The organism is Actinosynnema sp. NPDC059797 (genome assembly GCF_042732085.1).
Lineage (GTDB): Bacteria > Actinomycetota > Actinomycetes > Mycobacteriales > Pseudonocardiaceae > Actinosynnema.
In genome coordinates, this window is sequence record NZ_JBHWIE010000051.1 from 26,422 (window position 1) to 37,419 (window position 10,998).

Consider the following 10,998-nt stretch of genomic DNA (forward strand, 5'->3'; position numbering starts at 1 on the left):
GGACACGCGGTGTTGGAGTGGAGGACACGCGGTGCCGTCTGCGGGGTGGTTCGGGCGGCGATAGGGTCGTGCCGTCCGACGTGATCACGTGTGGAGGACCCGATGAGCCTTGAGCGCCCCGTCGCGCCCGACCCCTACTCGCTGCTGCCGCAGGTGCCGTCGTTCACCGTCTCCTCGACCGACGTCGAGGACGGGCAGGCGTTGCCGCAGGCGCAGGTCCACGACGGCGGCGACACCTCGCCGCAGCTGAGCTGGACGGGGTTCCCGGAGCAGACCAAGAGCTTCGTGGTCACCTGCTTCGACCCGGACGCCCCGACGCCCTCCGGGTTCTGGCACTGGGTCGCGGTGAACATCCCGGCCTCGGTGACGTCCCTCGACACCGGCGCGGGCGCGTCCGACGACGCGCTGCCCGGCGACGCGTTCCACGTGCGCAACGACTACGGCACGCGCGCGTTCGGCGGCGCCGCCCCGCCGCCCGGCGACCAGGTGCACCGGTACTACTTCGTCGTGCACGCGGTGGACGTGGAGAAGCTCGACGTGGACGGCGACGCCTCGCCCGCCGTGGTGAGCTTCAACCTGGCGTTCCACACGCTGGCGCGGGCGCTGATCGTGCCGACCTACGCGCACTGACGTGCCGGGAACAAGTGCCCCGCGTCGCGGGTTGGAGCACGACGTGAGGCACTTCGACCTGGTCATCATCGGTTCCGGCTCCGGCAACTCCATCGCGGACGAGAGGTTCGCCGACCAGCGGATCGCGATCGTCGAGAAGGGCGTCTTCGGCGGCACGTGCCTGAACGTCGGGTGCATCCCCACCAAGATGTTCGTGCACACCGCGGACGTGGCCGCCGCTCCCGCCTCCGGCGCGCGGCTCGGCGTGGACGCCCACCTCGACGGCGTGCGCTGGACGGACGTGCGCGACCGGATCTTCGGGCGCATCGACCCGATCTCCGAGGGCGGCAGGCGGTGGCGGGCGGAGGAGAACGCCAACGTCACCGTGTTCCAGGGCACGGCCCGGTTCGTGGGCCCGAAGACCCTGGACACGGGCACCGGCGAGACGATCACCGCCGACCGCTTCGTGATCGCGGCCGGGAGCCGCCCGGTGGTGCCGGACGTCGCGGACCTGGCCTCGGTCGGCTACCACACCAGCGACACGATCATGCGCCTCGACGCGCTGCCGCCCCGGCTGACGATCCTGGGCAGCGGTTTCGTGGCGGCGGAGTTCGCGCACGTGTTCTCGTCGTTCGGGGTCGCGGTCACGCTCGTCGCGCGGTCCGACCTGTTGCTGCGGCGCGAGGACCGGGAGGTCGCCGAGCGGTTCACGCGACTCGCGTCGGAGAAGTGGGACGTGCGGTTGAACCGCAAGGCCGTGCGGGCCGAGCGCGTGGACGGCGTGGTGCGGCTGCACCTGGAGGGCCCGGACGGCTCGGAGTTCGTGGACGCCGAGGAGCTGCTGGTCGCGGTCGGCCGCACGCCCAACTCGGACCTGCTCGACCTGCCCGCCACCGGCGTCGCGCTGCACCCGGACGGCCGGGTGGTCGTGGACGAGCACCAGCGGACCTCCGTGGAGGGCGTCTACGCGCTGGGCGACATCAGCAACGAGCACCAGCTCAAGCACGTGGCCAACCACGAGGCGCGGGTCGTGCAGCACAACCTGCTGCACCCGGACGAGCCGATCGCCGCCGACCACCGGCACGTGCCGGCCGCGGTGTTCACCTCGCCGCAGATCGCCTCGGTCGGGCTGACCGAGGAGCAGGCCGTCGAGCGCGGCCTGCGGTACGTGGCCGCGTCGCAGGCCTACGCGTCGATCGCGTACGGGTGGGCGATGGAGGACACGACCGGGTTCGCGAAGGTCCTGGCCGACCCGGCCACCGGGGAGATCCTGGGCGCGCACGTGATCGGGCCGCAGGCGCCGACGGTGATCCAGCCGCTGATCCAGGCGATGAGCTTCGGGCTGGACGCGAAGTCGATGGCGCGCGGCCAGTACTGGATCCACCCCGGCATGCCCGAGGTGGTCGAGAACGCGCTGCTCAACCTGCCGCTGGAGTACTGACGGCGAAGACCCTCGCGACGAAGACCGAAGACGCGGAAGCCCGGCCGGACCCCTCGAACGGCCGGGCTTTCCACTTCCCTCCGCCACCGGCACATCGCGTGGGCCGCGCGAGGTGTTATCAGCTAGACCGTGCGGGGCCTGCCCGCGATCCAGCCCAGGGCCGTGAGGAGCACCAGCAGGCCCGCCAGGACCAGCATCGAGACCGTCCACGTCCCGGTCGCCCCGCGCAGCACCCCGAACGCGAACGGGCCCGTCGCGGAGATCAGGTAGCCGATGCTCTGGGCCATCGCCGACAGGCGCGCGGTGTCCGCGCCGGACGAGGTGCGCAGCGAGATCATCACGATCGCGAGCGGGAAGATGCCCATGCCCACGCCGATCAGCACCACCCACAGGGCGGGCGCGGCGGACGGGGCCAGGGCGAGGCCGAGCACGCCGAGCACCGACAGCGCGCCGAGCACCGCGACCAGGCCGGACTGACCGGGCCGGCGGGCGGCCAGGGGCGGCACGACGAGGCTCACCGGCACGCCGAGCACCATGGTGACGGCCAGCAGCAGGCCGGCCGTGGCGCGGTCCACGCCGGCGGCGTCGACCAGGATCTGGGGCAGCCACCCCATCACGGTGTACGCGAGCAGCGACTGGAGGCCGAAGAACACCGTGATCACCCACGCCAGCGGGCGGCGCAGCATGGACCTGCCCGCCGGGGCGGGGAGTTCGGTGGTGCGGACCTCGCGGCCGTGCCGGGCGCCGGCCGCCCACACCAGCAGGGCGGCGAGCGACAGGGCCGCCCAGGCGCCCACGGCGAGGCGCCACGAGCCGAGCAGGGACTCCAGGCCCGGGGTGAGGGCGGCGCCGACCGCCGCGCCGGCGGCGAGGGCGGCGGTGTAGATGCCGGTCACCAGGCCCACGCGGTTCGGGAACGACTCCTTCACCACCACCGGGATCAGCACGTTGCAGACCGCGATGCCCGCGCAGGCGATGAACGTGCCGCCGAGCACCGTCGACGGCCCGTTGACCACGCGCAGCACCAGGCCGAGGGTCAGCACGGCCAGCGACAGGCCGACCGCGCGGGCCAGGCCCAGGCGGCGGCCGAGCCACGGCGCGAGGAACGCGGCGAAGCCGAAGCACAGCGTCGGCACGGCGGTCAGCAGGCTGGTCCAGGCCGCGGAGACGCCGAGCGAGGCGCGCACGTCGCCGAGCACGGAGGCCAGGCTGGTGACCGCGGGGCGGAGGTTCGCGGCGGCCAGCGCTACGCCGATCGCCAACAGGGTGCTGCCGACCAGGGCAACCCGCCTGCTCCGCCCTCCGGGACCGGCAGCATCACCAGCAGGATGGGCCGCGATCGTCGCCTTGGCACCGGTTTCGGTGGCAATGTGGACCATCGACGGTGACGGGTCTGGCTCGGTGTGCTGGATCGTCACGCGCATTACTATTGCAGACATGGGATGTTCGGATGAAAGGATGGACCTGTGCCATTGGCCACTACTCGGCGGGCCGGGCTCGTCGACCAGGTGATCGACCAGATGAGGGGAGCGATCGCCGCCGGTGAATGGCCGGTGGGCCGCCGCATCCCGCCGGAGCCGGAGCTGGTCACCGCCCTGGGCGTGGGTCGCAACACCGTCCGGGAAGCGGTGCGCGCGCTCTCCCACGCCGGGTTGCTGGAGGTCCGCCAGGGCGACGGCACTTTCGTCCGCGCCACCAGCGAGCTGTCCGGCGCGGTCCGCCGGATGTGCGGCAGCGAGCTGCGCGAGGTGCTCCAGGTCCGCCGGACGCTGGAGGTCGAGGGCGCGCGCCTGGCCGCCGCCCACCGCACCGAGGACGAGCTGCACCGGCTCGAGGAGCTGCTGGCCCAGCGGGACGAGGCGCTGGGCGCGAAGGACTGGGCCCGCCTGGTCGAGCGCGACACCGCGTTCCACGTGCTGCTGGTGCAGTGCTCGCACAACACCCTGCTCGCCGAGCTGTACCAGGGCCTGACCGAGGCGGTCCGGGCCAGCATCACGGCCACCGTGGAGACCGACCACGAGGACGAGCACGTGTCGCACGCCGGCCTGCTCGACGCGGTGCGCGACCGCGACCCCGCTCGCGCAGCCGCCGAGGCGGGCGGGTTCCTGGAGGACCTGCTGGAGCGCCACAAGGGCTGACGCCGAGGCCGATACCGGGGCCGACGCCGAAGCCGACACAGGAGGCCGGCACCGAGGCTGACACGGGGGCCGACACCGGAGGCCGACACGGGGGCTGATGCCGGGGTGGGCACCGAGGCGGGCGACCACAGCGGCGGCGCCGCGGGAGGCACCCTGGCAAGTCGGCCGGGCGGGTTGCGGCAGCGCCGTGCCACGTCGTCGGCGCGGGCGGCCTCGCGCCGCTCCCAGGACCAGGCAGTCTCGCGCCGCTCCCGGGGCTCAGGCGGCCTCGCGCCGCTCCCGGGGCTCAGGCGGTCTCCCGCCGCTCCCAGCAGCCGCGCAGGGCCGCGAGGGCGGCCGTGACGGCGGGTCGCCGGCCCGCCTGGGTGCGCCAGACCGCGAACACGCGACGGGTCGGCGTGGGCACGAACGGCACCGCGCGCACCGCGTCCGGCAGCGCGCCCCGGCCCAGCCGGGGCAGCAGCGCCACCCCGATCCCCCGGGCCAGCAGCGCCAACTGCGTCTCGTACTCCGCGACGCGGTGCGCCAGGTCCGGCTCCCGACCCGCGCCCCGGAACGTGTTGACCAGCCAGTCGTGGCAGATCGTGCCCTCCGGCTGGCAGATCCACCGCTCGCCGGCCAGGTCCTCCGGCGTCACCGCCGACCGGTCGGCCAGCGGGTGCCCCGCGGGCAGCAGCACGTCCGCGACGTCCTCGCCGAGGCGGGTCCGCGACACCGGCTCGGGCACGGGCAGCGGCGCGTTGACCCAGTCGTGCGTGACGGCCAGGTCCAGTTCGCCGCGCGCCACCGCGTCCAGCCCGTCCGGCGGGTCCAGCTCGACCACGCGCAGGTCCAGCCGCGGGTGGTCGCGGGCGAGCGCCACCAGGGCGGCGGGCAGCAGGCCGCGCGCGGCCGTGGCGAACGCGCCCACGCGCAACCGCCCCACCGCCTCGCCGCGCTGCTCCTCCAGCGCCACCTCCGCGCGCTCGACCAGCGCCAGCACCTGCCCGGCGGTGCCGGCCAGCAGGTGGGCCGCGTCGGTGAGCGCGACACCGCGACCCCGGCGTTCCAGCAGCGTGGTGCGGGTCTCCCGCTCCAGCTTGGCGATCTGCTGCGACACCGCCGAGGGCGTGCAGCTGAGCGCGGTGGCCGCCGCGCCGACCGAACCGTGGGTGGCCACGGCGTGCAGGGCGCGCAGCCGACCGAGATCCAACATGCAGCGATGCTAAACCAAAAGCTTCAGAACTAATTGCTAGTGCTAAACGGTCGTGGCGTCGAGAGTGATCCGCGTGAAGCCACGCCACGCCGCCCTCGCGGTGCTCGTCGCCACCATCTGGGGCGTCAACTTCGTCGTCATCAAGGTGGGACTGCGCGACTTCCCGCCGCTGTTCTTCTCCGCGCTGCGGTTCCTGGCCGCCGCGGTGCCCGCGCTGCTGTTCGTCGGCGCGCCCAAGGTGGCGTGGCGGTGGGTCGTCGCCGTGGCGCTGGCGCTGGGCGTGACCAAGTTCGGGCTGGTGTTCCTGGGCATGGCCGCCGGGATGCCCGCCGGCCTGTCGTCGCTGGTGCTCCAGAGCCAGGTGTTCTTCACCGTGCTGTTCGCGGCCGTGCTGCTGCGCGAGCGGCCCCGGCCCGCGCAGCTCGCGGGCATGGCCGTGGCGGCGGCCGGCATCGTGGTGATCGCCCTGGACCACGGCGCGGGCGGCTCGCTGTCGGCGTTCGCGCTGGTGGTGCTGGGCGCGGTGGCGTGGGGCCTGGCGAACGTCGCCACCCGCCGCGCCCAGCCGCCGGACCAGCTGAACTTCATCGTGTGGGTGAGCGCGCTGGCCGTGCCGCCGCTGCTCGGCCTGTCGCTGGTGTTCGAGGGCGCGGCGGCGGACCTGGCCGCGCTGCGGTCGCTGAGCTGGACGGGCGTCGGCGCGGTCCTGTTCGTCGCGTGGGTGTCGACGCTGCTCGGCTTCGGCCTGTGGAACCTGCTGCTGCGCCGGTACGAGGCGAGCGCGGTGGTGCCGTTCGCGCTGCTGGTGCCGGTGACCGGGATGCTGTCGGGGTGGCTGCTGCTCGACGAGGCCACCACGGCGCCGCGGCTGGCGGGCGCCGGCCTGGTGGTGCTGGGCATGGCCGCGGCCACGGTCAGGCGGCGCTCGCCCGCGGCGCCCGCACCGGCGGTCGACGAGCCCGTGGCGGTTCGCTGAGCCGGGGGCGGGCGCGCCGCCCCCGTCACCCCGCGGGTGGCGCGCCCGCCGGTGGGACGACCGGCAGGCCCGCCGGCGCGCCGCGCTCCAGCAGCGCCGACACCGCGCCCACGTCCAGGTGATCCGCCACCAGGTCGCCGAGCAGGTCGAGCTGCGCCTCCCGGCGCCCCGCGAAGCACGTGTCCGGCGCGGGCGCGAAACCGGCGCGACCCGCGTGGCCCGCGGCCCACCGCAGGAACTCCCGGCGGAACGCGTCGTTCTCCAGCAGGCCGTGCCAGTGGGTGCCGGCGACGCGCCCCCGCAGGGCGCCCTCCGGCGTGCCGTCCGACAGGGTGACCAGGCCCTCTTCCGCGTTGCGGACCACCCGCCCGTGGTGGATCTCGTACCCGGTCACCGGTTCGCCGAACGCCGTGCCGCGCGGCTGGTCCAGGGTCTTGTCCACCTCGAAGCGCACGTCCACGTCGAGCAGCCCCAGGCCGGGCACGTGGCCGATCCTCGACTCGACGTCGTCCGACACGTGCCTGCCGAGCATCTGGAACCCGCCGCAGATGCCGAGGACCGGGCCGGGGTGCGCGGTGATCGCGTCGGCCAGGCCCGTGGCGCGCAGCCACGCCAGGTCGGTCACGGTCGCCTTCGAACCCGGCACGACCACCAGGTCCGCGTCGGCCAGCCGGGACGGCTCGGTGACGAACCGCACCGACACGCCCGGCTCGCACGCCAGCGCCTCCACGTCGGTGGCGTTGGAGATCCGCGGCAGCCGGACCACGGCCACCCGCAGCCACTGGTCGCCGCGCGGCGGCTCGGGGCGGCCGATGACGCCGTCCGCGGCGTAGGACAGGGAGTCCTCGGCGTCCAGCCACAGCTCCTCGCGCCACGGCAGCACGCCGAGCACGGGCCGCCCGGTGAGGGCGCGCAACTGGTCCAGGCCCGGCCGCAGCAGCTCCGGGTCGCCGCGGAACTTGTTCACCACGAACCCGCCGACCAGCGCCTGGTCGGCCGGGTCGAGCAGGGCGAGGGTGCCGAACAGGTGCGCGAACACGCCGCCGCGGTCGATGTCGCCGACCACCAGCACCGGCAGGTCCGCCGCCCGCGCCAGCCCCATGTTGGCGATGTCGTTCGCCCGCAGGTTGATCTCGGCGGGCGAACCGGCGCCCTCGCAGATCACCACGTCGTGGTCGGCGCGCAGCCCCTCCAGCGTGGCCAGCACGGTGGTGAACAGTTCGGCCTTGCGCTCGCGGTAGGACAGCGCGGACACCTCGCCGACCGCCCTGCCCAGCACCACGACCTGCGAGCTGCGGTCACCGCCCGGCTTGAGCAGCACCGGGTTGAACCGCACGCTCGGTTCCAGCCCGCACGCGGCGGCCTGGAGCGCCTGGGCGCGGCCGATCTCGCCGCCGTCCCGGGTCACCACCGAGTTGTTGGACATGTTCTGCGCCTTGAACGGCGCCGTCTTGACGCCCTGCCGGGTCAGCCAGCGGCACAGGCCGGCGGCCAGCACGCTCTTCCCGGCGTCCGAGGTCGTCCCGGCCACCAGCAACGCACCGCGCACGAACACCCCCCGCTGTCGGTCCAGGCTGACATCATCCACGTCATGGTCGACCAGCCCGCCACCGCAGTCCTGGTGCACAGCCCCTACCTCGGACCGGCCAGCCTCCGGCCCCTCGCCGGGGCGCTGGAGCGACTGGGTCACCCGGTGCTCCTGCTCGACCTGCGGGTCACGGTGAACGCCGCGCCCGTGCACCAGCGACTGATCGGCGTGTTCGCCGACGCGGTGGAGGACGCGGGCGCGGAGGGCGAGCTGGTGCTCGTCGGGCACGGCGGCGCGGGTCCGCTGCTGCCCGCGTTCGCCGACGCCCTGGAGACGCCCGTGCGCGGGCTGGTGTTCCTCGACGCCGAGCTGCCCACGCCCGGCCGGAGCTGGCGCGACGGCGCGCCGCCGGAGCGCATGGCCCGGCTGAAGGCCATCTCGCGGGAGGGGCTGATGCCGCGCTGGGACCTCTGGTTCGCGCCCGAGGCCCTGTCGGCGATGGTGCCGGACGTGCGGCTGCTGGAGGAGATCGTCGACGAGGCTCCCGAGGTGCCGCTGGCGTTCCTCAAGGAGCCCCGGCCCACCGTGCCGTGGACCGGGGCGTGCTCGTACCTGCGGCTCAGCCGGACCTACGACGGCGCGGCCGAGGCGGCCCGGTCGCTGGGCTGGCCGGTGGTGTCGCTCGACGCGCACCACCTGGCCGCCGCCACCGCGCCCGACCGGGTCGCGGCGGCGCTGGCGCCCCTGCTCAGCAGACGGTGAGGATCTCCGAGCCGTCCTCGGTCACCACGATCGTGTGCTCGAACTGGGCGGTCCAGCTCTTGTCGCGGGTGGTGACCGTCCAGCCGTCGTCCCACATGTCGTGCTCGATGCCGCCGAGGGTGATCATCGGCTCGATGGTGAACGTCATGCCGGGCTCGATGACCGTCGGGACGTGCGGCGCGTCGTAGTGCAGCACGACCAGGCCGCTGTGGAAGGTGCGGCCGATGCCGTGGCCGGTGAAGTCGCGGACCACGCCGTAGCCGAAGCGGTTGGCGTAGGACTCGATGACGCGGCCGACGACGTTGAGCTGCCGGCCCGGCTTGACCGCCTTGATCGCGCGCATGGTGGCCTCGTGCGTGCGCTCGACGAGCAGCCGGACCTCCTCGCGCACGTCGCCGGCGAGGAAGGTCGCGTTGGTGTCGCCGTGGACGCCGCCGATGTAGGCGGTGACGTCGACGTTGACGATGTCGCCGTCCTCGACCACGGTCGAGTCGGGGATGCCGTGGCAGATGACCTCGTTCAGCGAGGTGCAGCAGGACTTCGGGAACCCGCGGTAGCCCAGCGTCGAGGGGTAGGCGCCGTTGTCGCACAGGAACTCGTGGACGACCGCGTCGATCTCGTCGGTGGTGACGCCGGGCACGATGACCTTGCCCGCCTCCTGGAGGGCCTGCGCGGCGAGGCGCCCGGCCACGCGCATCGCCTCCACGACCTCCGGCGGCTGCACCCAGGGATCGGTGTTGCGCCTGGGTTCTGGCCGGTCGACGTACTCGGGCCGCTCGATCTGCGGGGGCACGGGACGACGCGGGGACTGCACACCTGGCTGGAGGACGGCACGCACGGACATGCCCTCCAGGTTACGGCGCGGCGGGAAGGGGCACGCACCACCTCGTCACCCCCGCCGGGCGAGCCCCTTCAAGCCGTGCCACACGGCCCCCGGCGCCACGACCCGGTCCCCGACGACGTACGCCGTCGCGCCCCGCCCGTACTCCACCGCCACGACCCGGGCCGCGGACAGCCGCACCCGCCGCAGGACCTCCCGCTCCGCCCACGGCCCGGCCCGGGCGGCCAACCACCGGGCCAGGCGCTCGCGCGGCCCCTCGGGCACCAGGTCGAGCCCGGTCGGACCGCGCAGGGCCAGCGGGACGTGGTCCTTCGGCTCCACCCGGACCCCACCGCCCGAGCGGTCGTGGGTCACGTGGGTCTCCACCTCGCGGCGGACGTGCTCCTCCTCGTAGCGGACGTGCCTGCCGCTCCCGGCGCAGCGCGGGCACGTCGTCCGACCGGCGACGCAGTCGCGGCACTCCCGGCGACCGACGCCGGCGCACTTCCCGCACGTGGCGCTGCCGCGGCCCAGGCAGGCCCGGCAGGGCACGCGCTCCTGCCCCGACCGGGTCGTCTTCGCGCCCCGGCACACGTCGCACGTGACCGTCGTCGGGCACTTGACCGCGCCGCGCCCGTCGCACTTCCGGCAGGCGACGAGGTGCCGCTCGTCGCAACGGGCGCAGGTCACCACCGCCACCGTCCCCGGCCGCACACCCGTCACCGCGTCGGTCGCCCAGGCGGCGCGCGGGACCCGGGGCCACTCGTCGGGGCCGGTCGGGGCCGGTCCCGCCCCCAGCCGGGCGAACTCCTCCGACACCGACCGCAGCTCCACGACGCGCGTCACCTCCAGGCGGAACACCGACTCGTCGCGCAGGACCAGTTCGCCGTCGAACAGCCGGTCCGGCACGCCCCGGCGCCACTCCGCCCACCCGCGCAGCAGCCGCCGCACGCGCCGCTCGTCGGGCGCGGGCCACGCGTCCAGCGCCTCACCGGCGACCTCGACGTCCACCGGCACCTCGGCGGGCCCGTCCGGCGTGGTCGCGGTGACGACCGCCGAGTGCCGCCCGCGCTCGTCCGCGCCCGCCGACACCACGAGGTGGTCGTCGCGCGGCGCGGCGGTGACCACGCCGCCCGGTTCGACGGCGGCGCCCGTCACCGGGCCGCCGACCCCGCGCAGCACGCCCTCGACCCGCGCCCCCGCGGTCACCACGCCGAACGACAGCACCGGCGGGACGACGCGGTCCGGGGCGGGGTCCGGCAGCAGCAGCCGGGTCGGGATCATGAAGGCCGTCTTCTCCGCCTGCTGCGGCGACTCCGCCACGACGATGCCGACGACACCGCCCGCCGTGACGTCCGCCACCGGCGCGCCGCTGAAACCCCGGCGCACGCGCGGCCCGCCGGACCAGAAGTCGGTCATCTGCACCCAGTGCGCCGCGTTGTCGCCGAGCAGCTTGCCGGTGGCCACGAGCCCGTCCGGGTGCCCGGCGGGGAAGCCCACCACCCAGAAGTCGTGGTCGTAGGACCGGC

The 10,998-nt window shown here is 74.7% G+C and carries 10 protein-coding genes; 5 read left to right on the top strand and 5 right to left on the bottom strand.

The genetic code is table 11. The annotated features are described in order from the left end of the window. Positions 1-102: 102 nt before the first annotated feature. The gene (locus tag ACFV4N_RS15835) at positions 103-630 is read left to right on the top strand and encodes a YbhB/YbcL family Raf kinase inhibitor-like protein (RefSeq protein WP_499673250.1); all 528 of its coding nucleotides are present in this window, start codon (positions 103-105) and stop codon (positions 628-630) included. A 43-nt stretch (positions 631-673) separates the two neighbouring features. Then, the gene (locus tag ACFV4N_RS15840) at positions 674-2,050 is read left to right on the top strand and encodes a mycothione reductase (RefSeq protein WP_499673251.1); all 1,377 of its coding nucleotides are present in this window, start codon (positions 674-676) and stop codon (positions 2,048-2,050) included. A 122-nt stretch (positions 2,051-2,172) separates the two neighbouring features. Here ACFV4N_RS15840 and ACFV4N_RS15845 read toward each other — a convergent pair whose 3' ends face one another. After that, complete coding sequence (locus tag ACFV4N_RS15845) at positions 2,173-3,312, bottom strand: MFS transporter (RefSeq protein ID WP_499673252.1); 1,140 nt, start codon at positions 3,310-3,312, stop codon at positions 2,173-2,175. Positions 3,313-3,516: 204 nt separating this feature from the next. Between ACFV4N_RS15845 and ACFV4N_RS15850 the strand changes: the two genes are divergently transcribed. Continuing rightward, complete coding sequence (locus ACFV4N_RS15850; protein ID WP_499673253.1) at positions 3,517-4,188, top strand: FadR/GntR family transcriptional regulator; 672 nt, start codon at positions 3,517-3,519, stop codon at positions 4,186-4,188. Between the two features lie 286 nt (positions 4,189-4,474). On the opposite strand, the gene ACFV4N_RS15855 is transcribed toward ACFV4N_RS15850, so the two are convergent. After that, positions 4,475-5,383: a LysR family transcriptional regulator gene (locus tag ACFV4N_RS15855; protein ID WP_499673254.1), complete on the bottom strand. Its 909-nt coding sequence runs from the start codon at positions 5,381-5,383 to the stop codon at positions 4,475-4,477. A gap of 73 nt (positions 5,384-5,456) precedes the next feature. Between ACFV4N_RS15855 and ACFV4N_RS15860 the strand changes: the two genes are divergently transcribed. Beyond that, positions 5,457-6,359 (top strand): EamA family transporter, encoded by a 903-nt coding sequence (locus tag ACFV4N_RS15860; protein WP_499673255.1) that lies wholly within the window; start codon positions 5,457-5,459, stop codon positions 6,357-6,359. Between the two features lie 25 nt (positions 6,360-6,384). Here the strand turns inward: ACFV4N_RS15860 and ACFV4N_RS15865 are convergent, their stop codons facing one another. After that, positions 6,385-7,908 carry a cobyric acid synthase gene (locus tag ACFV4N_RS15865; RefSeq protein ID WP_499673256.1) on the bottom strand — a complete coding sequence of 508 codons (1,524 nt, stop codon included), beginning with the start codon at positions 7,906-7,908 and terminating at the stop codon, positions 6,385-6,387. Between the two features lie 42 nt (positions 7,909-7,950). Between ACFV4N_RS15865 and ACFV4N_RS15870 the strand changes: the two genes are divergently transcribed. Continuing rightward, positions 7,951-8,649 carry an alpha/beta fold hydrolase gene (locus tag ACFV4N_RS15870; protein WP_499673257.1) on the top strand — a complete coding sequence of 233 codons (699 nt, stop codon included), beginning with the start codon at positions 7,951-7,953 and terminating at the stop codon, positions 8,647-8,649. Here the strand turns inward: ACFV4N_RS15870 and map are convergent. Together map and ACFV4N_RS15880 are read right to left on the bottom strand one after the other, a co-directional pair. After that, positions 8,636-9,493: a type I methionyl aminopeptidase gene (gene map / locus ACFV4N_RS15875; protein ID WP_499673258.1), complete on the bottom strand. Its 858-nt coding sequence runs from the start codon at positions 9,491-9,493 to the stop codon at positions 8,636-8,638. The genes ACFV4N_RS15870 and map overlap by 14 nt on opposite strands. Positions 9,494-9,538: 45 nt before the next feature. After that, positions 9,539-10,998: hypothetical protein (locus tag ACFV4N_RS15880; protein ID WP_499673259.1), on the bottom strand; the 1,460-nt coding region annotated here is incomplete at its 5' end.